The 24,093-nt window shown below is 64.8% G+C and carries 24 protein-coding genes, 2 tRNA genes and 1 pseudogene; 16 read left to right on the forward strand and 11 right to left on the reverse strand.

The annotated features are described in order from the left end of the window. Positions 1 to 19: 19 nt before the first annotated feature. Both Q0316_RS13855 and Q0316_RS13860 read right to left on the reverse strand, forming a co-directional pair. A complete protein-coding gene (locus tag Q0316_RS13855) occupies positions 20 to 163 on the reverse strand; it encodes a lmo0937 family membrane protein (RefSeq protein WP_298673519.1) in 144 nt (47 codons plus the stop codon). A gap of 108 nt (positions 164 to 271) precedes the next feature. Beyond that, complete coding sequence (locus Q0316_RS13860) at positions 272 to 913, reverse strand: DUF2490 domain-containing protein (protein WP_298673521.1); 642 nt, start codon at positions 911 to 913, stop codon at positions 272 to 274. Between the two features lie 141 nt (positions 914 to 1,054). On the opposite strand from Q0316_RS13860, the gene Q0316_RS13865 reads away from it, so the two are divergent. Together Q0316_RS13865 and Q0316_RS13870 are read left to right on the forward strand one after the other, a co-directional pair. Next, complete coding sequence (locus tag Q0316_RS13865) at positions 1,055 to 1,378, forward strand: helix-turn-helix transcriptional regulator (protein ID WP_298673522.1); 324 nt, start codon at positions 1,055 to 1,057, stop codon at positions 1,376 to 1,378. 57 nt (positions 1,379 to 1,435) lie between these two features. After that, positions 1,436 to 1,957, forward strand: coding sequence for an SRPBCC family protein (locus tag Q0316_RS13870; protein ID WP_298673523.1), 522 nt, complete (start codon positions 1,436 to 1,438; stop codon positions 1,955 to 1,957). 96 nt (positions 1,958 to 2,053) lie between these two features. Here Q0316_RS13870 and Q0316_RS13875 read toward each other — a convergent pair whose 3' ends face one another. Both Q0316_RS13875 and Q0316_RS13880 read right to left on the reverse strand, forming a co-directional pair. After that, entirely contained in the window at positions 2,054 to 2,749 is a 696-nt protein-coding gene (locus Q0316_RS13875) for an NTP transferase domain-containing protein (protein ID WP_298673525.1), read from the reverse strand. After that, on the reverse strand, positions 2,746 to 3,852 hold the full coding sequence (locus Q0316_RS13880) for an inositol-3-phosphate synthase (RefSeq protein ID WP_298673526.1): 1,107 nt from the start codon (positions 3,850 to 3,852) through the stop codon (positions 2,746 to 2,748). Before Q0316_RS13880 ends, Q0316_RS13875 begins: the two co-directional genes overlap by 4 nt. Positions 3,853 to 3,988: 136 nt before the next feature. Here Q0316_RS13880 and Q0316_RS13885 point away from each other — a divergent pair, with 136 nt between their 5' ends. Beyond that, on the forward strand, positions 3,989 to 4,849 hold the full coding sequence (locus tag Q0316_RS13885) for a CDP-alcohol phosphatidyltransferase family protein (RefSeq protein WP_298673529.1): 861 nt from the start codon (positions 3,989 to 3,991) through the stop codon (positions 4,847 to 4,849). Positions 4,850 to 4,912: 63 nt separating this feature from the next. Continuing rightward, positions 4,913 to 5,440: a superoxide dismutase family protein gene (locus tag Q0316_RS13890; protein WP_298673532.1), complete on the forward strand. Its 528-nt coding sequence runs from the start codon at positions 4,913 to 4,915 to the stop codon at positions 5,438 to 5,440. Positions 5,441 to 5,554: 114 nt separating this feature from the next. Here the strand turns inward: Q0316_RS13890 and Q0316_RS13895 are convergent. Next, a tRNA-Cys gene (locus Q0316_RS13895) sits at positions 5,555 to 5,628 on the reverse strand. Positions 5,629 to 5,776: 148 nt separating this feature from the next. On the opposite strand from Q0316_RS13895, the gene Q0316_RS13900 reads away from it, so the two are divergent. From Q0316_RS13900 to Q0316_RS13940, 9 genes are all read left to right on the forward strand, one after another. After that, positions 5,777 to 6,445, forward strand: coding sequence for an rRNA adenine N-6-methyltransferase family protein (locus Q0316_RS13900; protein WP_298673534.1), 669 nt, complete (start codon positions 5,777 to 5,779; stop codon positions 6,443 to 6,445). A gap of 8 nt (positions 6,446 to 6,453) precedes the next feature. Then, a complete protein-coding gene (locus Q0316_RS13905; RefSeq protein WP_298673536.1) occupies positions 6,454 to 7,959 on the forward strand; it encodes a TolC family outer membrane protein in 1,506 nt (501 codons plus the stop codon). A gap of 36 nt (positions 7,960 to 7,995) precedes the next feature. Beyond that, complete coding sequence (locus tag Q0316_RS13910; protein ID WP_298673537.1) at positions 7,996 to 8,454, forward strand: DUF2497 domain-containing protein; 459 nt, start codon at positions 7,996 to 7,998, stop codon at positions 8,452 to 8,454. A gap of 67 nt (positions 8,455 to 8,521) precedes the next feature. Further along, a complete protein-coding gene (locus tag Q0316_RS13915) occupies positions 8,522 to 10,564 on the forward strand; it encodes a S9 family peptidase (RefSeq protein ID WP_298673539.1) in 2,043 nt (680 codons plus the stop codon). A gap of 60 nt (positions 10,565 to 10,624) precedes the next feature. Beyond that, entirely contained in the window at positions 10,625 to 13,372 is a 2,748-nt protein-coding gene (locus tag Q0316_RS13920) for a valine--tRNA ligase (RefSeq protein WP_298673542.1), read from the forward strand. A gap of 209 nt (positions 13,373 to 13,581) precedes the next feature. Further along, on the forward strand, positions 13,582 to 14,964 hold the full coding sequence (locus Q0316_RS13925) for an MATE family efflux transporter (RefSeq protein ID WP_298673544.1): 1,383 nt from the start codon (positions 13,582 to 13,584) through the stop codon (positions 14,962 to 14,964). 103 nt (positions 14,965 to 15,067) lie between these two features. Beyond that, positions 15,068 to 16,060, forward strand: coding sequence for a porphobilinogen synthase (gene hemB, locus Q0316_RS13930; protein ID WP_298673961.1), 993 nt, complete (start codon positions 15,068 to 15,070; stop codon positions 16,058 to 16,060). After that, positions 16,057 to 16,578, forward strand: a complete 522-nt coding sequence (locus tag Q0316_RS13935) for a GNAT family N-acetyltransferase (protein WP_298673545.1) — start codon at positions 16,057 to 16,059, stop codon at positions 16,576 to 16,578. Before hemB ends, Q0316_RS13935 begins: the two co-directional genes overlap by 4 nt. After that, positions 16,575 to 17,117, forward strand: coding sequence for a GNAT family N-acetyltransferase (locus Q0316_RS13940; protein ID WP_298673547.1), 543 nt, complete (start codon positions 16,575 to 16,577; stop codon positions 17,115 to 17,117). The genes Q0316_RS13935 and Q0316_RS13940 overlap by 4 nt, the downstream gene beginning before the upstream one ends. A 5-nt stretch (positions 17,118 to 17,122) precedes the next feature. On the opposite strand, the gene Q0316_RS13945 is transcribed toward Q0316_RS13940, so the two are convergent. Further along, positions 17,123 to 17,620: a hypothetical protein gene (locus Q0316_RS13945; protein ID WP_298673549.1), complete on the reverse strand. Its 498-nt coding sequence runs from the start codon at positions 17,618 to 17,620 to the stop codon at positions 17,123 to 17,125. Positions 17,621 to 17,704: 84 nt separating this feature from the next. Here Q0316_RS13945 and Q0316_RS13950 point away from each other — a divergent pair. Next, positions 17,705 to 17,781: transfer RNA gene (locus Q0316_RS13950), tRNA-Arg, on the forward strand. A 282-nt stretch (positions 17,782 to 18,063) separates the two neighbouring features. Further along, complete coding sequence (locus tag Q0316_RS13955; RefSeq protein ID WP_298673550.1) at positions 18,064 to 18,300, forward strand: hypothetical protein; 237 nt, start codon at positions 18,064 to 18,066, stop codon at positions 18,298 to 18,300. A gap of 9 nt (positions 18,301 to 18,309) precedes the next feature. Here the strand turns inward: Q0316_RS13955 and Q0316_RS13960 are convergent. The 3 genes and pseudogenes from Q0316_RS13960 to Q0316_RS13970 all read right to left on the reverse strand — a co-directional run. Beyond that, a pseudogene (locus Q0316_RS13960) lies at positions 18,310 to 19,434 on the reverse strand (recombinase family protein); the annotation flags it as partial. Between the two features lie 394 nt (positions 19,435 to 19,828). After that, on the reverse strand, positions 19,829 to 20,122 hold the full coding sequence (locus Q0316_RS13965; protein WP_086129724.1) for a type II toxin-antitoxin system RelE/ParE family toxin: 294 nt from the start codon (positions 20,120 to 20,122) through the stop codon (positions 19,829 to 19,831). Continuing rightward, positions 20,119 to 20,388 carry a CopG family ribbon-helix-helix protein gene (locus tag Q0316_RS13970; protein WP_086129725.1) on the reverse strand — a complete coding sequence of 90 codons (270 nt, stop codon included), beginning with the start codon at positions 20,386 to 20,388 and terminating at the stop codon, positions 20,119 to 20,121. Before Q0316_RS13970 ends, Q0316_RS13965 begins: the two co-directional genes overlap by 4 nt. A gap of 461 nt (positions 20,389 to 20,849) precedes the next feature. Between Q0316_RS13970 and Q0316_RS13975 the strand changes: the two genes are divergently transcribed. Further along, entirely contained in the window at positions 20,850 to 22,889 is a 2,040-nt protein-coding gene (locus Q0316_RS13975; protein WP_086129726.1) for a ParB/RepB/Spo0J family partition protein, read from the forward strand. Between the two features lie 94 nt (positions 22,890 to 22,983). On the opposite strand, the gene Q0316_RS13980 is transcribed toward Q0316_RS13975, so the two are convergent. Next, complete coding sequence (locus tag Q0316_RS13980) at positions 22,984 to 23,583, reverse strand: hypothetical protein (RefSeq protein WP_086129727.1); 600 nt, start codon at positions 23,581 to 23,583, stop codon at positions 22,984 to 22,986. 108 nt (positions 23,584 to 23,691) lie between these two features. After that, positions 23,692 to 23,814 carry a hypothetical protein gene (locus Q0316_RS13985; RefSeq protein ID WP_256924155.1) on the reverse strand — a complete coding sequence of 41 codons (123 nt, stop codon included), beginning with the start codon at positions 23,812 to 23,814 and terminating at the stop codon, positions 23,692 to 23,694. Between the last annotated feature and the right edge of the window lie 279 nt (positions 23,815 to 24,093).

The raw sequence follows: 24,093 nt of genomic DNA on the forward strand, positions 1-24,093 counted from the left end.
AGCCCTGCGCCGCGTCACTTCATGCTCGACGGTTGGTGAAAAGCTGGACGAGGCCGACGACCAGCGCGACGATCAACAGGATGTGGATCAGGCCGCCGGCGATATGGAGGCTGAAACCAAGCAGCCACAGGATCGCGAGGATGATAACGATCGTCCACAGCATTGCTTTTCTCCGCCGGAAACCCAGGCAAGAACGTGGATCATATCGAATCCGTTCCGGAATGCGACGATCTTTGTCAGCGGCTTGGCAATATTCGGCGGGGTGTGCGCTTTAGCGAAATGCGAAGTTCAAGCTGGCCGTGGCCGCGTGATCGTTTCCGCCGCCGGCAGCGAAGCTATGCTGATTGAGATAGCCCAACTCGATATTCGCGTTCTTTGTCAGCGGGGTGTAAACCGCGATCGTATTGCGCATTCGATCCATGCCGTGAATCGTCTGAAAGGCGGTGCGGTTGAGGTTGACGAAGCTCTCGTGGCTGATCGCCACGCCGGTTGTTCCGTCTGCGTGGAAGGGGAGCGCCAGGCGGGCGAATGGTCGCAGGCGCCAGCCCGTGCCGTTCATCCCCTCGCGCCACCGTTGCTCGCCGCGTAACCGGAAGTTCGCCCGGAGCCTGCCGATTCTGACATTGTCGAAGCTCACCTGTTCGCGCGCGCGATGCTCCATCACGGCGAAGCGGCCCGCGTCGTAGTTCGGATCGTGCGTATAGCCGGCCCACAGCGTCAGGCGGGGGGCGATGCGATAGCCAAGCAATGAATTGCTCTCGATCTCGTACAAGCCGCTGCGCGTGTCGCTGATCCGCGCAATGACTTCCTGCGAGAGGCGCCAGCCGTCGCCCAGTTCCACCGTGCCGGCGGCGGTCAGCCACAATTGCGAGTCGTCGCGGGCGAACGCCGCGTTGGGGCAGAAAGCGGTCATCAGGCAGATTACGCAACAGGCAAGTGTCTTGAGCATCGGAAACGCTGATGCGCAGAAGTGCAACAAATCCGCAACATTTGTCTCGGCTTAAAATTCAACCAATGGGTTTACAATCTGCAGTTGGCATGATAATAAAACCATATGGTTGAAGATTCCCTCGGTCTCACCTTCGCGGCGCTCGCCGATCCTACCCGGCGGGCGATGCTGGCGGACCTGCGCAAGGGTGAGCGGTCGATCGGCGATCTCGCGGCGCCGCACGCGATGACGTTCGCCGGGGCGGCCAAACATATCGGCGTGCTGGCGCGCGCGGGACTGATCGAACGGCGCAAGGCCGGGCGACAGCAATTGTGCCGATTGAAGGCTGATCGTTTTGCCGAAGCGGAGGCATGGCTCGGCGAATGGTCGCGGTTCTGGACCCGCCAACTCGACGCATTGGAAGCTGCGTTGCAGGAAGATCGGGCATGAAGCGTGACGGTTGGACGTTGCTGTTGGAATCACGTTGAAACAGGAGCTTGGATAGGCATGACTGATCTTATCACGACGCAGGAATTGCGTTTCGAACGCCTGCTCACCGCGCCGATCGACAGGGTGTGGCAGTATCTCGTCGATCCCGAGTTGCGCGCGCGCTGGTTCATGGCCGGGCCGGGCGATATCCGCCCCGGCGGCACGATCGGGCTTACCATGGCGCATGAGCGGCTGTCGGACGAGCAGGTGCCGACGCCTGAGCGTTTCGCCGGCGTGATGGGCAAAGCATGGACCGAGCGCGTGTTGCGCGTCGAGCCGCCGCACGTGCTTGCCTTCACCTGGTCGAACGGCGACGCGGGCGAGGTGACGATCACGCTTGCGCCCGAGGGCGATGGCACCCGGCTGGTGCTGCACCATACCGGGTTGCGTGGCGCGGAAGACGCCGCGAACTTCGGTGGCGGTTGGGCGGCCCATCTCAACGCGTTCGAACGCCGCGTCGCCGGGCGGGGCGTGCCGGATTTCTGGAAGCTTCACGCCGAGGCTGAAACGGTGGCGAAACGGGCGGTGGGCCTTATCTGAAACAAGGCCGCTTCCCGCGTTTCGGTCGCGCAGGAAGCGGCAGATTTCGCGTTGGCCGGAGCAGAAATGCGCCCTGCTCACGAACGTGCGCTCGTGTCAGGCGGCCAGTGCCGCTTCCGCCTGCTCCAGCGCCTTTGGATCATCGACATCGAGCCACCATGCGTCGCCGATGTCGGTGATCCGGGCGGCGCGGTTGGTGGCGAGCGCCTGTACTCCCGCGGAAATGGACCCGCCGCCGCCTGCCGCGATGCTGGCGCGCAGCGCGTCGTGGAACCGGCCATCGACCGCGAACACGCCGCAATCGAACGCGTCATAATCGGAAAGATGCTTGCCGATCGCGACGATCGCGTCGCCATCGGTGCGCACGCGCGTCACATCGTCCAGATCCACCAGAGGATTGTCGAGCCGTCGGTCGATCGCCAGCGTCAGTGGCGCATCGGGCGCGGCGATGGCGCATCGGACGATCGCTGGATCGAACAGATGATCCGCCATCATCAACAGGTGGCGCTCCGGCCCGATCGCGTCCGCGCCGCTCAGCACCGAATGGCCATTGGCGAGCGACCAATCAGCGGTGCGCACGCAGGAGATCGCCGGATCGAGCGCGTGGAGATAGCTTTCGACGGCATCCGCCTCATGCCCGGTGACGACGGTGAACCCGGTTGCGCCACCGGCCCGCGCCGCCGAAATGACGCGCGCGATGAGCGGCACGCCGGCAACCGCGGTCAGTGGTTTTGAAGGAGACACCGCGCGCAGCCGGCTGCCGTAGCCGGCTGCGACGATGAGCGCCCTCACTCGGCGGCGAGCCGCGCGTCGGCGTGGATGAAATCGTCGGTCATCTGCGCCGCGATATCGTCGGTATATTGCTCCGGCGGATGCTTGCAGAAGAACGAGGACGGGCCGGTCAGCGCCCCGCCGACACCGCGATCGAGCGCCAGCTTGCAGCAGCGGATCGCGTCGACCACCACCGCGGCGGAATTCGGGCTGTCTTCCACCGACAGGCGCAGTTCGAGGTTCATCGGCACATCGCCGAACAGATTGCCTTCAAGCCGCAGGAAACACAGCTTGTTGTCGTGCAGCCAGGGAATATAGTCCGACGGGCCGACGTGGATATTTTCATCCGCCAGCCGCTCGGCGAGGACCGCCTGAACCGCCTCGGTCTTCGATTCCTTCTTGCTCGACAGGCGATTGCGGTCGAGCATGTTCATGAAATCGGTGTTGCCGCCGGTGTTGAGCTGATAAGTGTGGTCGATCGTCACGCCACGGCTCTTGAACAGGTTCGACAGCACGCGGTGGACGATCGTGGCGCCCACCTGAGCCTTTACATCGTCGCCGACGATCGGAAGCCCGGCCTTGGCGAAACGCGCTTCCCATTCCGGGTTGGACGCGATGAACACCGGCATACAGTTCACCACCGCAATGCCTGCCTCAAGCGCGCATTCCATGTAGAATTCGGTTGCCGCCTGGCTGCCGACCGGCAGGAAGTTCACCAGAACCTCGGCGCCCGTTTCCTTGAGCGTGCGGATGATCGCGGCGCGGTCCGCATCAGGCGTGTCGTCAACTTCGAAACCGCGATCGTTGGCCGCCGTCAGCATATGCCCGGCAACGCCGTCGAGCTTCGCGCCCATCTGAACGACCGTGCCGGTTTTCGGCACATCGGCGTGGAAAACCTTGGTGCAGTTCGGCTTGGCGAAAATCGCCTCGCCCAGATCCAGCCCTACCTTGCGCGAATCGACATCGAACGCGGCGACGAATTCGATGTCGCCGACCTTGTACCCACCGACATCTTCATGGATCAGCCCGTGCGCGGTGTTGCCCGCGCTATAATGATATTTGCCCTGCACCAGGCTGCTCGCGCAATTGCCGACCCCGATGATGGCGACCTTGATCGTTGACATTAAACCCCCGCTTTGTCGGCTATGGCCGACGGATGACCGATTGCTTCAATGTCGTGACAGATGCGACACTCCTGTCAAGCGATCCCGGCACCTGTTATCGAGCGGGAAAGGGGGCTTCACATTGGAATCGAACGAAATGACCGCGAGCACGACGGGAAAGCCGCGTGAATTGCAGGGGTTCCTGAACCACCGAATCTATCACCCGGCGGCCCGCCGACTCGCGATGGCTCTCGCCCGGACCCCCATCACCCCGAACATGGTTTCGGTATTCGGGGCGTTGATGGTGTGCACCACGGGGGTGCTCTATGCGCGGGTCGGCACGCCGCTAGCGATCGGCGTCGGATTCGCGCTGCACCTGTTGTGGCATGTCGTTGACGGGGCGGACGGCGATCTCGCGCGGATGACCGGGCGCGCCAGCCCGTTTGGCGAGGTGGTGGATGGCCTGTGCGATTACGGCGGGCATGTCGTGCTGTACCTGCTGCTCGGCTATACGCTGCAACAGGTGGCCGGGCCGTGGGTGTGGGTGATCGTGGTCGGCGCTGGCGCTTCGCGCATCGTGCAGTCGGTGTTCGCGGAAAGCTCCAGGCGTACCTATCAATGGTGGGTCTATGGCGTGCCGTGGATCCAGCATAATCGCGCCGCGCCGCGTGGCGTTGGGGGCGCGCTTGCGCGTTTCTACCTCACGGTGTCGCACGCGCTGACCGGCCCGACCGAGCGGATCAACGCGCTGGTGACAAGCGCCGAAGCCGATCCGGCGGAGCGCCAGCGCATCGCCCGTCTGGCAAAGGAAACCGGGCGGCGGACGCTGTTGCTGCCCGCCTTGTTGGGCGCCAATCCGCGCACGATCCTGCTCGGCCTCAGCATGATCGCGGGATCGCCCATGTGGTTCTTCCTGATCGAATTGGCCGTGCTGAACGCCGTGCTGCTCGTCGCGATCGTGCAGCAGCGAGCCAATTGCAGCCGCCTCGTGCAATTGATCGCGCGAGGAAGGGATTGACTGGCGGAACCGCGCGGGATCGGGAATGGTTCGTTGCCGGAACGGATTCATGGGAGAAAAGCGATGCGCATGATGGTGATGATGGCCGGGGCGCTGGCGCTGGCCGGATGCAATGAGGGCAAGATGGAAACCGGCGCGCCGATCGCCGGTGGCGCCCATGCGGTGGCGATGCTGAAATCGGCGACGGGCGCTGACGTGGGCCGCGCGACGGCCACGGAGGTGGCGGGCGGTTTGCGCGTGACCGTGGATGCCAGGGGCCTGCCGCCCGGCACGCATGGCGCGCACGTCCACACCACCGGACGCTGCGACCCGCCTGATTTCGCGAGCGCCGGCGGCCACTGGAACCCCACCGGCATGAAGCACGGCTCGATGAATCCGCAAGGCCCGCACGAAGGCGATTTGCCCAATCTGGTGATCGACACCGGCGGTCGCGGGACGGTGGCGCTGACGATTCCTGGCGCAACCATGGCCGGGCTGCTCGATGCCGATGGCGCTGCGCTGGTCATTCACGCCAGTGCTGACGACCTGATGACGGACCCCGCCGGCAATAGTGGCGCGCGGATCGCTTGCGGTGTGTTTCACGCTGGTTGATGCGGATCAGCCGGGGGTGGTGAGCTTCCGGTTGCTCCACATCGGCGCCGGTTCGTAAAAAAATGCGTCGAACCCGACCGGAAAACCGCGAAAGGCCGGAAAACTCTGAAAGGATGGAGGCCCGACCGGGAATCGAACCCGGGTGCAAGGATTTGCAGTCCTCTGCGTCACCACTCCGCCATCGGGCCTCGATATGCGGGAGCGGGCTGATGCGTCGGGAGCGGCGCGCTGTCAAGCGTGGCGCGATGGTTGGCGTGACGACGGGGACGCGATACAAGCCGCCGGCAGACAATAGTGTATTGCACCAGTAAAACAGTTGTGCGACAGGGCATGTTCATGATGGCGACCACTTCCTTGGCGAATGAATTCGACGCGATGCGCACCGCGATGGTGGCAAGCCAGTTGCGCCCCAATGCGGTGAATGACGTTCGCGTCGTGACGGCGATGGCCGGTATCGCGCGCGAGACGTTCGTGCCGGCGGAAGCCGCGTCGCTCGCCTATCGCGATACGGCGATCCCGCTCGGCGGCGGGCGCGCGGCGAATCTGCCGATCGCCACCGGACGGCTGCTGACCGAGGCGCAACTGCGGCCAAGCGATCGCGTGCTGCTCATCGGCGCGGCGACAGGGTATACCGCGACCGTGCTGGCGCGGCTCGTCGCGCACGTCGTCGCGGTGGAGAGCGACCATGATCTCGCCGCCCGCGCGCGCGCCGCGCTGAGCGGCGTCGCCGGGGTGGAACTGATCGAAGGGCCGCTGGAGCAGGGATACGCCGCCGGGGCGCCCTATGACGTGATGGTCATTGATGGCGCGGTGGAGGAATTGCCGGAAGGGCTCGTCGCACAGGTGCGCGCCGATGGCCGGATCGTTACCGGGCTGTTCGATCGGGGCGTGACGCGGCTCGCCGCCGGAAAGCGCACCGAGGGCGGCTTCGGCCTGGCCGATTTCGCCGATATCGAATGTGTGGTGTTGCCCGGCTTCGCGCGCCGGCGCGGGTTCAGCTTCTGAGGTATCCTTTGGGTCGCTATATCTCCTTCGTCGCGCTCGCGGCAGCGCTCGCGGCGCCTGCTTCGGCGGAAACGCTGCGCGATGCGCTGGCCAAGGCTTATCGCGACAACCCGACGATCACCGCCGGTCGTGCCCAGCAGCGCGCCACCGACGAGAATGTGCCGATCGCCAAGGCCTCCGGTCGCCCGAATGTTTCCGCGACCGGCTCGGTAACCGAGAATTTCGTCCGAACCGGGAATAGCTTCACCACGCCCGAGCGCGTGGCGCAGGGCGGCGTTTCGCTCAACGTGCCGCTGTTTTCCGGTGGCGCGGTGCGCAACGCGGTGCGCGCGGCGGAAACGCGGGTGGATGCCGGGCAGGCGGCGCTTCGCGGGACGGAAGCCGCGACCTTCACCAATGTCGTCAGCGCCTATAACAACGTGCTGCGTGACGAGGCGATCGTCAGCCTGAACGCGCAGAACGTGAAAGTGCTGGAAACCAACCTTCAGGCCGCGCGAGATCGCTTCCAGGTGGGGGATCTGACGCGCACCGATGTCGCCCAGTCCGAGGCGCGGCTCAGCGTGGCACGGGCGCAATTGCAGGGTGTGCAGGCGAATCTGATCGGCAGCCGTGAGATTTATGTTCAGTTGGTGGGCGAAGCGCCGCAGGCGCTCGAACCGCCGCCGCCGCTGCCGAATCTGCCGAACACACCCGATACCGCGGTTGATGTAGCGCTTCAGGACAATCCGACGCTGATCGCGGCGCGGCGCCAGCGGGATGCGACCCGCTATGACGTGAAAGTCGCGCAGGCTGCGCGCCTTCCCACTGTCGGCGTTGGCGTGGGGGAGAATTACACCAATTATCTTGGTTCGCTTGGAACCGGCAGCGGGCTTGGCGTGGGGCAGACGGGCGCCTCCACCTCGATCGGGCTGAACGTGTCGCTGCCGCTCTTTCAGGGGGGGCGCCCCGCCGCGCAGATCCGGCAGGCGCAGGCGTTGCGCTCGCAGGCGATCGAGAACGCCACCGCCGCCGAGCGGCAGGTGATCGCGCAGACGCGTTCGGCCTATGCGATCTGGCGTTCCGCGCTGGAGGTGATCCAATCCTCCGAGGCGGCGGTGAGCGCGAATCGACTGTCGCTGGAGGGCGTTCGCGCCGAGAACAGCGTCGGCAATCGCACGATCCTCGATATTCTCAACGCCGAGCAGGAATTGCTCAATAGCCAGGTGACGCTGGTTAGCGCGCGGCGCGACGCTTATGTCGCGGGCTTCGCGCTGCTCGCGGCGATGGGGCGCGCCGAGGCCCGCTATCTGGGGCTCGATGGCGGGCCGCTCTATAATTCGGCGGATAATTATAACGCGGTGAAGAACCGAATCTCCGATTTCGGGAGCGCGCCGTCGCCCTCCGCGATCGCGCCGAGCACCGCGAAAGTGCCGGCGCAGAACGCGACGGTGACGCGCCCGCTCGACCCGGAACTGGATACGAGTGTTGACAGAAGCGCTCCCTTAACCACAGGTGAGCACGCACCGAACCGCTAAACCGGCGTGTTCGCGAAACAATGTGGAACGTCGCTTATGGGGGACGCTAGCGCCGAGCCGTCGATGGAGGACATCCTGTCTTCGATCAAACGGATCATCGCCGAGGAGGGGGAAAGCGCCCAGCGTTCGCGCCGCGCGTCGATTCGCCCCGTTCCGTCGATTGTGCCCGATCCGCCGGCGGACGAGCCGGATGAGGTGCTGGAGTTGAGTCACCCCATGCCGATCGCGCCCGAGCCATCGCCAGCCCCCGCGCCGGTGAAAGCCGCGCCCGAGACGATCGTGTCGCCGGAAACGGCGGACGCGACTCGCGGCGCGCTTGATGCTCTGTCCCGCCTGCTGGTGAAGCCGGAGCCGGATAGTGACGGCACGCTGGAAGGGCTGGTGCGCGAGATGCTGCGCCCGATGTTGCGCGAATGGCTCGATGCGAACCTGCCGGCGATCGTCGAAACGATCGTTGCGCGCGAGATCGCGAAGATCACCAGCACGGGGCGTTAATTCGCCTTGGCGCGAATCGCGCGGGGGAGATTGTTGCGGACGTAACGATCTGCTCTATCGTGCGCCCATGAAAGCGCTTTCCGTCGCGAGTCTGCTCGCCATCGCTGCCGCCGCTGCTCCCGCCGTGGCGCGCCCGCTCACCATCGCCGATGTGACCATGCTGTCGCGCGTCGGCTCGCCCACCGTTTCGGCGAACGGCAAATGGCTCGTCTGGGCGCAGCGCGAAACCGATCTCGCCGCGAACAAGGGGCGGTTCGATCTCTGGAAACTGGACCTGACGAAGCGCGGCGCGCAGCCGGAGAAGCTTGTCGCGGATCCGGGCGTGAACGAGAACGATCCGCAGATCGTGGGCGAGACGGTGTATTTCTCGTCGGACCGTGGCGGCGAGGACGCGATCTGGGCGGTGCCCGTCACCGGCGGCGAGCCGCGCCGGATCACTGATTTCAAGGGCGGTTTCAACGGCTTCAAGGTGGCGCCGACGGGGGATCGGCTGGTCGTCTGGGCCGATCGCAAGCCTGGTGCGCCGTCGCTCGAACCGGCGATGGTGAAGAAGGATCCAGACGGCGGCGAGGCGCGCATCTATGACCAGTTGTTCGTCCGGCATTGGGATACATGGGCGGACGGCAATCGCTCGCAGCTTTTCGTTCTGCCGCTGACGGCCGCCGGCGCGGGCGGCAACGGAAAGGCGATCGTCGGGGCGCTCGTTGGCGACACGCCATCGAAGCCCTTCGGCGGAGGCGAGGAAATCGCCTGGTCACCCGACGGCAGGACGATTTTCTTCGCGATGCGCGAGGCGGGGCGGATCGAGCCATTGTCGACCAATCTCGACATTTTCGAGGTGCCTGCAGACGGCAGCCGCGCGCCGGTGAACCTCACCGCCGACAACAAGGCGACCGATAACCAGCCGGTCGTCTCCCCCGACGGGCGCAAGCTTGCGTGGTTCGCGATGCGGCGCCCCGGTTACGAGGCCGATCGGCAGGTGCTGACCATCCGCGATTTGGCAAGCGGTAAAGTGACCGCGCTGACGCAGAAATGGGATCGTTCGGTGGGCTCGATCGCCTGGGCGCCGGATTCGAAATCACTCTACGTCACCGCCGAGGATACGCAGGAAGTGCCGTTGTGGCGCGTCAGCGCGGAGAATGGATCGGTCACGCGACTGACGCAGCAAGGCAGCGTCTCGTCGGTCAGCGTAACGCCCGGTGGCGTGATCGTGACGATGAACAGCCTGACCGCACCGGATGATTTCTATCGCATCGCCGGCAAGGGCGCGCCCGAACGGCTCACCGCGGTCAACGCGGAGAAGCTCGCGGGCGTCGAGATGCCGGCGGTGACGCGGTTCAACTTCAAGGGCGCGAACAACGATATTGTCTGGGGCTATGCCGTGAAGCCGAACGGGCTGGCGGGCAAGGCGCCAATCGCGTTCATGGTCCATGGCGGGCCGCAGGGATCGTCCAACAATAGCTGGTCGTATCGCTGGAACCCCGCGGTGTTCGCGGGCGCGGGCTTCGGGCTTGTCGCGGTCGATTTCCACGGCTCTACCGGCTACGGGCAGGCGTTCACGGATGCGATCCGCAACAATTGGGGCGGCTGGCCGCTGGAGGATCTGAAGAAGGGCCTCGCCGCCGCGACCGACAAGTTCCAGTGGCTCGACGCGAACAATGCCTGCGCGCTCGGCGCATCCTATGGCGGCTATATGATGAACTGGATCGAGGGCCAGTGGCCCGATCGCTTCAAGTGCATCGTCCAGCATGACGGCGTGTTCGACGCCCGCGCCATGGCTTATGAAACCGAGGAATTGTGGTTCGACGAATGGGAGCACGGCGGCAAGGCCTATTATGAAGACCCCGCCGCGTTCGAGAAATGGAACCCGGTGAATTACGTCGACAAATGGAAAACCCCGATGCTCGTCATCACCGGCGAGAAGGATTTCCGCATTCCCTATACGCAAGGGATCGCCGCCTTCACCGCGCTCCAGCGGCGCGATATCCCCTCGCGGCTGATGGTCAATCCCAACGAAAACCATTGGGTGCTGAAACCGCGCAACTCGCGGCAATGGTATCGCGAGGTGATCGGCTGGATGGATAAATGGACGGGCAAGGGCGCGCAATAACGCGCGCCCGCTCGCTCGCGCCGGCTTTTCTTTTGCCGCTCCGTGGCTAAAGCCGGCGCCATGACCGAACTGCCCAAGACTTTCGATCCCGCCGCCATCGAATCCCGCTGGTACAGCCATTGGGAGGATAACGGACTGTTCCGCCCCGATCGGCCGGGCGCGGAGCCGTGGACGATCGTTAACCCGCCGCCCAACGTCACCGGCTCGTTGCATATCGGGCACGCGCTCGACAATACGTTGCAGGATATCCTTGCCCGACACGCGCGGCTGAAGGGCAAGGACGCCTTGTGGGTGGTCGGCACCGATCACGCCGGCATCGCGACGCAGATGGTGGTCGAGCGCCAGATGGCGGAGCGCCAGCAGAAGCGCACCGATTTCACCCGCGAGGAATTCATCGCGAAGGTGTGGGAGTGGAAAGCGGAGAGCGGCGGCGCGATCACGCGCCAGCTCCGCCGGCTCGGCTGCTCGATGGACTGGGCGAACGAACGCTTCACAATGGATGAGGGCTTCAGCAAGGCGGTGCTGAAGGTGTTCGTCGATTTGCACAAGCAGGGGCTGATCTATCGCGACAAAAGGCTGGTGAACTGGGATCCCGGCCTTGGCACCGCGATCAGCGACCTTGAGGTCGAGACGCGCGAGGTGAACGGCAAGTTCTGGCACCTGCGCTATCCGCTGGCGGATGGCAGCGGCTTCATCTCGGTCGCCACCACGCGGCCCGAGACGATGCTCGCCGATATGGCCGTAGCGGTGAACCCGGAGGATGCGCGCTACACCGCGCTGATCGGCAAGCAGGTGAAGCTGCCGATCACCGGGCGCCTGATCCCGATCATCGCCGACGAACATGCTGATCCGGAACTGGGATCGGGCGCGGTGAAGATCACGCCGGGGCATGATTTCAACGACTTCGAGGTCGGCAAGCGCGCCGGGTTCAAAGCGGCTGAGATGCTCAACATGCTCGATGCCAAGGCGCAGGTGACGCAGACCGCCGATGGCCTGATCCCGGCGGAACTGCTGGGCCTCGATCGCTTCCACGCGCGCAAGCTGGTGGTGGAGCGGCTGGAGGCGGAGGGCTTCCTTGAGCGCGTCGAGGATCGCGTGATCCAGACGCCTTATGGCGATCGTTCCGGCGAGGTGATCGAGCCGTGGCTGACCGATCAATGGTATGTCGACGCGGCGACGCTGGCCAAGCCCGCGATCGAAGCGGTGACCTCGGGCAAGACGCGCATCGTGCCCAAGACGTGGGAAAAGACCTATTTCAACTGGATGGAGAATATCCAGCCGTGGTGCGTCTCGCGACAGCTTTGGTGGGGGCACCGGATTCCGGCCTGGATGTCGTTCGGCAACCCGGAAACTGGAGAGCCGGAACGATGCTATGTTGCGGAGACGGAAGAAGCGGCGTTGCTTCAAGCTCGTCAGGACGCGGGTGATCGCAAGATCATCATTTTTGAAGATTGGAGTTCGGCGCTTCAAGTCGAAGGTAATGGCCCGACCGCCTTCGACTCAGACGTCTATGCGATCGTTCGCGACCCCGATGTCCTCGATACCTGGTTCTCCTCGGCCCTCTGGCCGTTCGCGACGATGGGCTGGCCGGACAACGCCGATCCCACGCTCGCCGGGCGCTACCCGAACAACGTGCTGATTTCCGGTTTCGACATCCTGTTCTTCTGGGATGCGCGGATGATGATGCAGGGCCTGCATTTCATGAAGGACGTGCCGTTCCGCACGCTCTACCTGCACGGCCTCGTCCGCGCCGCTGACGGCGCGAAGATGTCGAAATCCAAGGGCAATACGGTCGATCCGCTTGGGCTGATCGACAAATATGGCGCGGACGCGCTGCGCTTTTTCATGGCGGCGATGGAAAGCCAGGGCCGTGACATCAAGATGGATGAGAAGCGCGTCGAGGGTTATCGCAACTTCGCGACCAAGCTGTGGAATGCCAGCCGCTTCTGCCAGGCGAACGGCATCGGCGGGTCCGCCACGCTGGAGCCGCCGGCGGCCACTTCGGCGGTCAACAAATGGATCGTCGGCGAATGCGTGAAGGCGATCCAGTCGGTCGATCTCGCGCTGGCGGAACTGCGCTTCGATGCGGCGGCCAATGCGATCTACCAGTTTGTGTGGAGCCAGTTTTGCGACTGGTATCTGGAGCTTATCAAGGGCCGGATCGACGATGAGACGCGCGCCGTGGCGGGCTGGGTGCTCGATCAGATACTGGTCGTGCTTCATCCGTTCATGCCGTTCATCACCGAGGAATTGTGGCACGCGCTCAGCCCGCGCGAGCATGAATTGATCGTCGCGAAATGGCCGATGGCGGATGCGCGGGCGATAGATCCGATGGCGAGCGACGAGATCGATTGGGTCATCAAGGTCATCAGTGAGATTCGGTCTGCGCGAACTGAACTCAACATTCCGCCCGGTACGCGAATGGAAAGCTACGTTGCCGGAGCAAACGACCGACAGCAGCAGATGATAAAGCGTAATTGGTCCACCATCAGTAAGCTCGCACGAGTTGAGCAGGTCGATCTAGATCAGGACAAGCTTGGCAGCGCAAATGCGCTTCAAGTCGTCGTCGATGATGTGATTTTCGCGCTTCAACTTGAAGGAGTGATCGACCTCGATGCCGAACGCGCGCGCCTCGCCAAGGCGATCGCGGGGGCGGAGAAGGAACGCGATTCGCTCGCGGCCCGGCTCGGCAATGCCAGCTTCGTCGAACGCGCCAAGCCGGAAGCGGTGGAAAAGGCGCGCGCCGATCATGCGGACAAGGCGGCGGAAGCCGAACGGCTGGCGGCGGCGCTGGCCCGGCTGGGCTAGGGCGGGCGGGCCGGGGGCGCCGATGCGCGAAACCGGCTTTGCTTTGCCGAAAAATGGATGAGAGGGGCGGCTGCATCTTTTTCCGTCCGTGGAGAGAAAGGTCGCCTGTGTCGGATCGTGACGAACCATCGGCGGAACGCGTGGCTTCCGCGCCGCGACATGGGCATTCGCATAACCTGACCTCGGGGCCGATCGGATCGGCGCTGTTGATGTTCGCGCTGCCGACGCTGGCGTCCAATATCCTGCAATCGCTCAACGGCTCGATCAACGCGATCTGGGTCGGGCGATTCCTGGGGGAGGGCGCGCTGGCCGCCACCTCCAACGCGAACATCATCATGTTCCTGACGTTTGGCGCGGTGTTCGGCTTCGGCATGGCGGCGACGATCATGGTCGGGCAGAGCTGGGGCCGCCGCGATGTGGAGGGCGCGCGCCGCGCATTCGGATCGGCGATCGGGCTGGTGTTCTGCACCGCGATCGTGGTGGCGACGCTGGGCTGGATATTCGCGCCGGAAATCCTCCATGCGCTCGCCACGCCGCAGGTGGCGTTCGAGCCTGCGCTTGATTATCTGCGCGTCATCTTCCTCGGGCTGCCGGCATCAATGCTGCTGGTGCTGATGTTCATGGGGCTGCGCGGCACGGGCGATTCGGTGACGCCTTTGTGGTTCATGGGATTGTGCGTGGTGCTCGATGCGGGGCTCAATCCGCTGTTCATCCTTGGCGTGGGGCCGTTGCCGCGCCTGGGAATCGCGGGATCGGCGCTCGCGACGCTGATCGCCAATGTCGTGGCGATGGGGTTGCTGGTCTTCTACATTCAGTATCGCAACCTTCCCTTGCGGCTGAAGGGCGCGGAGTTGCGCTATATGCTGCCGTCGCCCGCGCTTGTCCGCACGATCATTGGCAAGGGGCTGCCGATCGGGGCGCAGATGCTGGTGATGTCCACCTCCTCGCTGGTGATGGTCGGGCTGGTGAACCGCCATGGCATTGATACGATCGCGGCCTATGGCATCACCCAGCAATTGTGGAACTATGTTCAGATGCCGGCGATGGCGATCGGCGCGGCGGTTTCCGCGATGGCGGCGCAGAATATCGGCGCCGGGCGCTGGGATCGGGTGACGCGCATCACGCGGGCCGGGCTTTACTACAATCTGGCGATGACCGGCGCGATGGTGTTGCTGGTGATCGCGTTCGATCGCCCGCTGCTCAGCCTCTTTATCGGCGCGGCCAGCCCGGCAGTCCCTGTCGCGCGACATATCAACCTGATCGTAACCTGGGGGTTGATCCTGTTCGGTGCGACGATGATCCTGTTCGGCACCGTCCGCGCGAACGGCGCGGTATGGGGGCCGCTCATCATCCTTGCCGTTTCGATGTTCCCGGTTCGCCTCGGGCTGGCGCTGGGGCTGGATCCCGTGTGGGGGGCGAATGCGCTGTGGTGGAGCTTTCCGCTCGGCTCGGTCGCCAATCTCGCGCTGGCGGTGCTTTACTATCTGTACGGTCCGTGGCGGCGCGGCGGGCTGCTCGTGCCCGAGAATTTCGTCGACGAGCGCAGCCACGCGGATATCGAGCCTGCGGCCAATCTGAAGCCGGTGAGCTGATACGGATCGACATTCAGCTCGGGCTGGCTGCACACACCTGATTTGCACCGTGCCGCGGCAAGGCTTGCCCGGCGCCGCGCGAAGGCGCATGTCGCCGGGCGTTATGCACGCATCTTTTCCCGCGCTTCGCCTCCGTCGCACCCGTGTCGCCGAATGGAGCCGCCGTCTGCATCGCGAGACGGTGCTCACCCCGGCGGACCTGATCTGGCCATTGTTCATCACGGACGGGAAGGACGTGGAGGAGCCGGTCGCCAGCCTGCCCGGCGTATCGCGCTGGTCGGTCGATCGCATCGTCGCGCGGGCGAAAGAGGCGCGCGATCTTGGCATCCCATGCGTCGCGCTGTTTCCCAATACCCCGGCGAACCTGCGCACCGACGACGGGCGGGAGGCGCTGAACCCCGATAATCTGATGTGCCGGGCGATCCGGGCGATCAAGGATGCGGTGCCCGAGGTGGGCATCCTCACCGATGTCGCGCTCGATCCCTATACCGCGCATGGCCATGACGGGCTGGTCGACGATCACGGCTATGTCCTCAACGATTCCACCGTGGAAATCCTCGTCGGCCAGTCGCTCAATCAGGCGGCGGCGGGCGCGGATATCATCGCGCCGTCGGACATGATGGACGGCCGTATCGGCACGATCCGCGCCGCACTGGAAGGGGCGGGGCATGTCAACGTGCAGATCATGGCCTATGCCGCCAAATATGCCAGCGCCTTTTATGGCCCGTTCCGCGACGCGGTAGGTAGCCGTGGGCTGCTGAAGGGTGACAAGAAGACCTATCAGATGGACCACGCCAATGCCGAGGAGGCGCTGCGCGAGGTGGCGCTGGATCTGGCCGAGGGGGCGGATAGCGTGATGGTGAAGCCGGGGTTGCCCTATCTCGATATCGTGTGGCGGGTGAAGGAGGCATTTTCCGTGCCCGTCTTCGCCTATCAGGTGTCGGGCGAATATGCGATGATCGAGGCTGCCGCTGCCGCCGGGGCGGGGGATCGCGACGCGCTGGTGCTGGAAACCCTGATCGCGATGTGTCGTGCCGGCTGTTCCGGTGTGCTCACCTATCATGCGGCCCATGCCGCGCGGTTGCTCGCCGCATGATCGAGACCGAGCGGCTGATCCTGCGCCGCATCGAGCCGCGCGATCGCGCGCCGCTGCACGCGATGTGGGCCGATCCACGCGTGATGGTCGATCTCGGGCCGGTGAAATCCGCTGAGGATAGCGACGCGGCGCTGGCGCGACATGCCTCCTACGATCCGCTCGGTTTCTTCGTGGTGGAACGGCGCGCGGACGGCGCGACGATCGGTTTTTGCGGGCTCAAGCCCGGCGCGCCCGACACGCCCATCGCGGATATGCTGGAGGTGGGCTGGATGCTCGCGGTGCCTTATTGGGGCGGCGGCTATGCGCGCGAGGCGGCGGCGGCGAGCATCGCATGGGGATGGTCGGCGCGTGATGACGCGGCGATCGTGGCGATCACCTCGCGCCGCAACGCCAAAAGCCGTGGGCTGATGGAGCGGCTGGGGATGGCGCATGTGCCCGCGCTCGATTTCCGGCACCCGTTGTTCGCGGCGGATGACCCGTTGTCGGATACCGTCACCTATCGGATCGAGCGACCGTGATCGAAACCGGGCGTCTTTTGCTGCGCCGGTGGCGAGCCGACGATATCGAGCCCTTCTTCGCGATGGGGCAGGACGCGGAGGTGATGCGTTATCTCGGGCCGCCGACGACGCGTGATGATTGCGAGGCGGTCGTCGTGCGGCAAAACGCGCTGGCGGATGAGACCGGCAGTTGTTTCTGGGCGATCGAGCGGCTTTCGGACGGCGAGTTCCTTGGCTTCTGTGGGATCAAACCCGGTCCTGCTGGTACGCCTGTCGCCGACCAGCCGGAAATCGGCTGGCGGCTGGCGCGTGCGGGTTGGGGGCAGGGTTATGCGCGCGAGGCGGCACAGGCTTCGCTGGACCGCGCCTGGGCGACGACGGACTGGCCGGCGATCGCGGCGATCACGGTGCCGGCCAACGAACGCAGTTGGGGGCTGATGATCCGCCTCGGCATGGTGCGCGATCCGCAGGGCGATTTTGACCATCCGTCGCTTGCCGTGGGCGATCCGTTGCGTCGCCATCTCACCTATCGGATCAGCCGGCCCACCCCGATCGTCTGAGCGCTTCAACCTGCCGGTGAGAGGCGCCGCTGGAGCATTGTGATCCGCGCCATCGACGCGTCCGCCGCCTGCTGGGCCTGCGTGATTGCCTGCTCCAGCGCCGGATAAGCTGGCGCGAGCGCAAGGGCGCGATCGGATGCGAACTGCTCCAGATCAGTCAGCACATCGACCTGGCGGGCATGAGCCGAGTCGAGGTCAGCCATCGCGGTTTGCGCGTCGAGCCAGGCGTCGCTTCCGACCGGAGCATTGCCTGCCGCCCTGGTCAGGCGTTCCGCTCGAATCACAGCGTTATCGAACGCTTCGCCCGCCTGCTTCAGCGAATCGCGCGCCGCGGCGATTCGCGAATCAAGCTCTGGATCGACCACAACCGGCGCCGGCGGCGGCGGGGCCGGCTCGCGAAAATCCAGCCGCTCGCCGGCACGCGGCAGCAGCGAAGGATATTCATGCTCCGCACATGCACCGAGCAGAAGCGCGAGCGCGGCAAGGGGGAGAAGGGGCTTCATTGCCCGCAAGCTGTACGGAGCGAGAAAAGTGTTCGCAACGCTCTTGCGCAACTCAAAACCCCCTTCTAAAGGAGCCCCTCCAAAGCGCCCGTAGCTCAGCTGGATAGAGCATCAGACTACGAATCTGAGGGTCGGACGTTCGAATCGTTCCGGGCGCGCCATTTCGGTTCAAAGGCGCGAACGCCTAGCACCGCCGCCTCTACGCCAGAGGCGGCGGTTAGGGTTCGGAGCAACTCACTGCGCAGGCCGCGAATCCGAACCTCCGTCTTGCTGACCACCTCGACGCGCTGCGCGACCGCCCGGATATGATCGCGGGCAAATGAGCCATCGCCCTGACGCAGCTTCTTGCGCGCCGCCATCGCAAAGGCACGCAGGCTCTCTGGCGTGATCGCAGGACCGATCTTCTCGATATGCGCCACCGCCCGCTCGGCATCGCCCCTGGCTTGATCGCGGGTTGCCGTCAGTTCGGCGATCCGATCCTTGAGCGACGAATCGCTCACGTCGATCACACCATTCTCGATCGCGTCATAGAGTCGCTTGAGCTTCGCTTCGGCCTCGGTCGCGCGGCGCTCCAGATCGGCGACATGGAGCCGCCGCTGATCCACCCATTCGTCGCGGCGTTCGAGAATCTGATCCATCATCTCTTCAAGCCGCTTCGGATCGAGCAGTCGCCACTCTAGATGCCCGACTACGGCTTCGTTCAGCCGATCCATCGGGACCGTGATGCCAGGGCAGCCCTTCGCGCCCTGCCGCGCCTTCGTGGAGCAAGTGTAATAGCGATACTCGCGGCCGACGCTGCTGGTGCCGGTGCGCAGCGTCATTGCGCCGCCGCAGCACGCGCAGAAGCAGATACCCGTGAGCAGCGTTGGGCCGCCCACGGCCATCGGCGGCATCATCTTCGGGCTGCGTGCCTTGAGCGACCGCTGCACGGCCTCGAACTCCGCCTCCGAGACGATGGCGGGCACTTCCATGATCGCGTGCTCGCTCTCGGGCTTGGGGGCTTTGGTGCGATAATCCCGATAGTTGAACTTGTGCTGGCCGATATAGGTCGTGCGGGTGAGCACCTGATGCACGGCTCCAAGCCCCCAGCGCCCGCCGTCGCGGGTGCGGATATTGTTGTCGTTGAGCCAGGTCGCGATTGCCTTGAGGCCCATCGGCCCGTTGTCATCAACGCCGTTCAGCGCCATCCGGTAGATGCGCCGCACCGTCTCGGCCTGGATCGGGTCGATCTCCAGCTTCTTCTTGATCTTCGCGCCGCGGTGGCCAGCCTCGACGATCCGATAGCCGATGGGTGGCCGCGCGCCGTTCCAGAAGCCTTGCCGCGCATTCTCCTTCATCGATCGCAGCGTGTGCTTGCCGTTCTCTTTCGACTGATATTCGTCGAACAGCGTCATGATCTGGCGCATCATCACGCTCATCGGATCGTCGCCCAAATCTTGCGTAATCGAGATCAGCCGCACGCCATTCTTCGCCAGCTTGCGGACGTAGAACTCGAACTGAAACTGGTCGCGGAAGAAGCGCGAGAAGCTGTGGACCAGGATCACGTTGAACGGCGACGGCTTCTGCATCGCTGCGTCGATCATCGCCTGAAATGCCGGCCGACGATCATCGGTCGCGGTGTTGCCCGGTTCGACGAACTCGGCCGCGACCTCCCAGCCGCGCGACAGGCAATAGCCTTCGATCTGGCGGCGCTGGTCGGGGATCGACAGGTCGCTCTCGGCCTGGCGGCCGGTGGAAACGCGCAGATAGAGCGCGGCGCGAGCTATTGCCATGACCGGCGGGGTGTCCTCGACGCGAAGGGCGGCGTCGGTCATGGCCTTATCCTCCTTAGTTCACGGCAGGGGGCCGAACAGGTCGTCCAGCTCCTTGCGCAAATGGCCTTCGATGACGCGCAACTCGGCGTCGCCGATCGGCACCCGCTCGGGCCAATCGTCCGTGACCGCGAATGGCCCGCAATCTTTGATGGCGCGAGCGCGGGACGGCGCGCGCTTCGCTGGCGCCTGCATATAGTCGTGCAGGTCGTCGAGACCGTCCGACCAGCCGCGCGGCGCGCGACGACGACGTTTGCGAGACAGGGCCATGCGCCGATGCTGATGCCCGGCTGGGCTGGGTGCAAACGGTCCGGCCCGGCGTAGCGCAGATAAGTGTTCAGGGCGGCTTTGCCGCCGAACGCCGCGTCGCGGCCCGTGGTCGCCAGCGCCATCGCCGTTACTCCTCCGACTCGAAGCTGCGGTTTTCGCGGCAATGCCAGAGGCGCAGAATGAAGATGGTCGCCGCTACGAGCTCGTAGCGCATCTCGTAATTGCCCACGATGATCCGGCGGACCTCGCGCGGCTCATAGGCTTCCAGCTTCTCGCCGATCCTCGGATAATCGAGCAGCCGATCCGGTGCGTGGGCGAGCTGCTGGACCACGCGCGCTGCCGCTTCGGGCGCGACCGGGCTCAGATGCTCGTGCAGACGCACAAGGTCCGACGACGCCTTGCTGGTCCACTGGATCTTCATTTGATCGGTGAGGGCAGCGGTTTGTCCGTCCCAAGGCTGTCGGCCCATGCCGTGATCGCCTGGTGGTCGATCACCCGTCCGGCATCGACGTCATCAAGGGCTTCGAGCGTCATCCGGTGACGTTCCTCCTCCTGATCGACCCATGCGGCGAGCGCTTGTTTCATCACCCAGCCGCGCGAGCGTTCGAGCCGCGAGGCCATCGCTTCAACCTTTTCCGCGAGCCCCAAGGGGACGTGCGCGGTCAATACCTTCGTCTCAGTCGCCATGTTTATCACCTGCCATCAATCTGATTAAAATATAATCGAAATGACGAGAAAGGCAAGTTGGGCGGGGGGGGCGCCTCCCTGCGGGACCGCCGCTCTATCTCCGCTGCACTCCGACCGAGCCCCTGACGGGTCTCGTCCCTGCCGGGTGACGATCAGCATGGCGGGTTGGCGCTGACGCGCTGGTTGGCAATCCGCATCGCGGATTGTCGCTATTCAATGCTGCGGAGATCGGGCCAGGGCTGCGCCGGCCCGATCGCGCTGCTGTGTCGTTTCACTCCCGCGATGGGGTGGGCGTCGCTTCCCTTTAGGCCCGCCGCGCCGGGCCGCAACGCGCGTGGCCGCGCTTACTTCCTCTTCGTTCCAGCCCTTCGGGTGCGTCCCGGCTCCGTCGGCGGGCCTGCCGGTCGCTTCTTCGCCGCCCACCCCATTCCGGGGTGAGTGCGGTTTTTAGGAGAAGTGTGATGAACGCTGTTACCGAAACCGTTGCTGCCGAGCCTGTATCGGGCGTCGAGATTTTCGTGCCGCTCGCCAAGCTCAAGAAGTCCCCGCGCAACGCCCGTAAGGTGCCGCATGGGGAGGCCGCTATCGAGGCGCTGGCCGCGTCGATCCAGCATAAGGGGCTGATCCAGAACCTTGTCGTGGAGCCGGAAACCAAGGAGGACGGGACGCCGACCGGCTATTATCTCGTTACCGCTGGCGAGGGCCGCAGGCTGGCGATGCTGCTGCGCGCCAAGCGCAAGCAGATCAGGAAATCCGAGCCGGTGCGCTGCTGGCTGGATACCGCCAACGATCCGTCCGAGATCAGTCTGGACGAGAACGTGACCCGGACCCCGATGCACCCCGCCGACCAGTTCGAGCGGTTTGCGGAGCTTTCCAATGATAAAGGCTGGGGCGCGCAGGAGATCGGCGCGCGGTTCGGCGTGTCGGCGGGCGTGGTGAAGCAGCGGCTTCGCCTTGGCGCTGTCAGCCCCAAGCTGTTGCAGGTCTATCGTGAGGATGGGCTGACCTTGGATCAGCTTATGGCCTTCGCCATCACCGAGGACCATGCCCGGCAGGAGCAAGTGTTTGAGGGCCTGCATCACAATCGCGAACCTTGGATCATCCGGCGCGACATGACCGCCGCCAACGTGCCCGCCGATGATCGCCGTGCGGTATTCATCGGGGCCGACGCCTATGTTGAGGCCGGCGGCAATATCATCCGCGACCTGTTCAGCGAGGACCGTGGCGGGTTCTTCGAGGATGTGGGCTTGCTCGATATGCTCGCCGCCGAAAAGCTGCGCGACATTGCGAGCGAGGTGCAGGCCGAGGGCTGGAAATGGGCCGAGGCGCATATCGACTATCCTCATGCCCACGGGATGCGGCGTTTCTATCCGCAGCCCATCGCCCTGTCCGACGAGGACGAGGCGCGGCTGGACGCGCTGTCCGCCGAGTATGATACGCTTGCCGATGGCTATTCGTCCTATGACGAAATGCCCGAGGACGTTGCGGCGAAGCTGGAGGCGGTGTCCGACGAGATCGACACGATTTCGGCCAAGCGTTCGGCCTACGACGCCAATGTGATCGCGCATGGTGGGGCGTTCGTCGTGTTGCACCATGATGGCAGCGTTCGAGTCGAACGTGGTTTCGTGCGGCTCGAGGATGAGGCGCTGGCCGACCCACAGCCCGAGCCGGAAGAAGGCGATGCGACCGTCCCGGAGACCGGGAAGGACGAGCGGCCGGAGGATGGCGATGAGGACGTGCAGGACGTTGAGGAGGAAGAGGAGCCGGGCAAGCCGATTTCCGACAGCCTCACCCGCGACCTGTCCGCGCATCGGACGCTGGCGCTTCGCGTGGCGCTGGCCGATCAGCCCGATACGGCGTTGATCGCGCTGACCCATACCCTGACCGCGCAACTGTTCTACAGCTATGCCGAGGCCGGTTGCCTTGAGGTTCGTCCGACCGTGACCCCCCTGGGAAGCCATGCGGACGGGATCGAAGACACGCCCTTGGCGGCGCGGGCGAGCGCGCAGCATGAGGCATGGGCCGAGCGCATGCCGCGTGACGTGGCTGACCTGTGGGACTTCATCGTCGGACTGGCGGACGAAAAGCGCATTGCGTTGCTGGCGCATTGCGCGGCGCGCACCGTCAACGCACTGCGTCTGCCGTGGGACCGCAAACCCCGCTCGCTGCAAACGGCGAACAGGCTGGCGACCGAGCTGGCACTGGACGTGGCGAGGGACTGGACACCTACCGTGGACAGCTACCTTGGCCGTGTCACCAAGGCGCATATCGTGGAGGCCGTCGCCGAAGGCGTGTCGGAGGATGCCGCCCGCCGTATCGCGGACATGAAGAAGCTGGACATGGCGCAAGCCGCCGAGCAGCTTCTGGCCGGGACCGGCTGGCTGCCCGCGATCCTGCGGACGCCCGAGCCGGAGGCGGAGCAGCCCGCGACCGTCGAGGCCGAGGACGCCGGGACCGTCGGGGAGGACGGCGAAGCGTCCTTTGCCGTCGCCGCCGAATAGCGGCATTGGGCCGGGGCCGCGCGAGCGGCTCCGGCCTTATCCTTCGACCGGAAAAATCGCGGCGGCGCGCTTGTCGCGCGCCGCCGCTGTTCGATCAAGGTGCGTCCTGAAGGCCCAGCAAGGTGCGGTGAGCCTTCTCCAGGCGGTCGGGTTGCCGGCCTTCCTTCATCATGACTTCGAAATAGCGGGTACAGCGAAGCATCGCGTCGAGCGCGAAGGACAGCGCTTTCGGGATCTCCGTTTCGAACGGACCCAGAATATTGGTCACGCCGCCTTTGCCATTTCTCTTCTTCAAGCCATCGAGACTGCTGCTGGACAGATGGCCGTAAAAAGCGCTGACCAAACGATATTCGAGATAACCCGACCGTTTCGGCATGGTCTGGGCGATCTTTTTAACACTGAGGCTCTTTCGTTTGGCTAGCTTCGCAACGTGATGCGCCTCGCGCTTCAGCGACGCCGCGACAACGGCGGCATCCGAGGGATGCTCTTCGCGAAGTAATATCTCCCGTTGGATCGCATTGTCGTGCTCGTCGATCTCCAGCGCTTCGAGCGCCTTGAGTGGATCGGTGGCGAGCAGGCTCAGCCAGAATCCCACTTCGTAGATCGCGCGCACGGCGCCCGCCGCTTCGATGGCCATGGCGCGTTCGGCCAGCATGACAGATGCCGCGAACGCGTTCATCGCGCGCCCATACATGCGCACCGCTGTCGGGGCTTGCGCATCAGCCGGCCCACCATTGCCGGCGTCCTGATGTTCCTGGAAGAGCCAGGTGGCGTAACGATTAACGTCGCGCGCCAGGTCGAATCATGGCGCATAATTCTCGATGTAGATCGCCCGCCAGTCCTCGATCAGGGGCGAGAGCAATCCTTCCTCCGCCAGTCCCTCGCGAGGGTCTTGGTCTTCCCGCTGGTAGTCGTGATTCGTCATCGCACCGGCGTAGCATCTTCGCGGGAATGATGGGCGCTACTGACCTCCTCGTTTCGCGCGTGTGCGCCACGATCGCTTTGTCCCTCTGCTATTCCTAGCCCGGCGCTGCCCAAACAGCCTCCCCAATGGCTGGTCTGCCCGAGGCCGTTCGCCTTCCCGCAATGGCGGATCGCCACTTTTTTCCGCCGCCTGCGGCTTTGCATCGCGAGGCAAAAAAGCGGCGCTCCGCCATCCTCCGCTGCGCTGCGGCCCTTCGGGTGCGCGGTCGATCGTCCCCAG

This window comes from uncultured Sphingomonas sp., assembly GCF_937871615.1.
Lineage (GTDB): Bacteria > Pseudomonadota > Alphaproteobacteria > Sphingomonadales > Sphingomonadaceae > Sphingomonas.

What these genes read in the sequence shown, in the direction of transcription:
- Q0316_RS13855 (WP_298673519.1), bottom strand. Translation starts at nt 163, where the DNA reads ATGCTGTGGACGATCGTTATCATCCTCGCGATCCTGTGGCTGCTTGGT.
- Q0316_RS13860 (WP_298673521.1), bottom strand. Translation starts at nt 913, where the DNA reads ATGACCGCTTTCTGCCCCAACGCGGCGTTCGCCCGCGACGACTCGCAA.
- Q0316_RS13865 (WP_298673522.1), top strand. Translation starts at nt 1,055, where the DNA reads ATGGTTGAAGATTCCCTCGGTCTCACCTTCGCGGCGCTCGCCGATCCT.
- Q0316_RS13870 (WP_298673523.1), top strand. Translation starts at nt 1,436, where the DNA reads ATGACTGATCTTATCACGACGCAGGAATTGCGTTTCGAACGCCTGCTC.
- Q0316_RS13880 (WP_298673526.1), bottom strand. Translation starts at nt 3,852, where the DNA reads ATGTCAACGATCAAGGTCGCCATCATCGGGGTCGGCAATTGCGCGAGC.
- Q0316_RS13885 (WP_298673529.1), top strand. Translation starts at nt 3,989, where the DNA reads ATGACCGCGAGCACGACGGGAAAGCCGCGTGAATTGCAGGGGTTCCTG.
- Q0316_RS13890 (WP_298673532.1), top strand. Translation starts at nt 4,913, where the DNA reads ATGCGCATGATGGTGATGATGGCCGGGGCGCTGGCGCTGGCCGGATGC.
- Q0316_RS13900 (WP_298673534.1), top strand. Translation starts at nt 5,777, where the DNA reads ATGATGGCGACCACTTCCTTGGCGAATGAATTCGACGCGATGCGCACC.
- Q0316_RS13910 (WP_298673537.1), top strand. Translation starts at nt 7,996, where the DNA reads ATGGGGGACGCTAGCGCCGAGCCGTCGATGGAGGACATCCTGTCTTCG.
- Q0316_RS13915 (WP_298673539.1), top strand. Translation starts at nt 8,522, where the DNA reads ATGAAAGCGCTTTCCGTCGCGAGTCTGCTCGCCATCGCTGCCGCCGCT.
- Q0316_RS13920 (WP_298673542.1), top strand. Translation starts at nt 10,625, where the DNA reads ATGACCGAACTGCCCAAGACTTTCGATCCCGCCGCCATCGAATCCCGC.
- Q0316_RS13925 (WP_298673544.1), top strand. Translation starts at nt 13,582, where the DNA reads ATGTTCGCGCTGCCGACGCTGGCGTCCAATATCCTGCAATCGCTCAAC.
- hemB (WP_298673961.1), top strand. Translation starts at nt 15,068, where the DNA reads ATGCACGCATCTTTTCCCGCGCTTCGCCTCCGTCGCACCCGTGTCGCC.
- Q0316_RS13935 (WP_298673545.1), top strand. Translation starts at nt 16,057, where the DNA reads ATGATCGAGACCGAGCGGCTGATCCTGCGCCGCATCGAGCCGCGCGAT.
- Q0316_RS13945 (WP_298673549.1), bottom strand. Translation starts at nt 17,620, where the DNA reads ATGAAGCCCCTTCTCCCCCTTGCCGCGCTCGCGCTTCTGCTCGGTGCA.
- Q0316_RS13965 (WP_086129724.1), bottom strand. Translation starts at nt 20,122, where the DNA reads ATGAAGATCCAGTGGACCAGCAAGGCGTCGTCGGACCTTGTGCGTCTG.
- Q0316_RS13970 (WP_086129725.1), bottom strand. Translation starts at nt 20,388, where the DNA reads ATGGCGACTGAGACGAAGGTATTGACCGCGCACGTCCCCTTGGGGCTC.
- Q0316_RS13975 (WP_086129726.1), top strand. Translation starts at nt 20,850, where the DNA reads ATGAACGCTGTTACCGAAACCGTTGCTGCCGAGCCTGTATCGGGCGTC.
- Q0316_RS13980 (WP_086129727.1), bottom strand. Translation starts at nt 23,583, where the DNA reads ATGTATGGGCGCGCGATGAACGCGTTCGCGGCATCTGTCATGCTGGCC.
- Q0316_RS13985 (WP_256924155.1), bottom strand. Translation starts at nt 23,814, where the DNA reads ATGACGAATCACGACTACCAGCGGGAAGACCAAGACCCTCGCGAGGGA.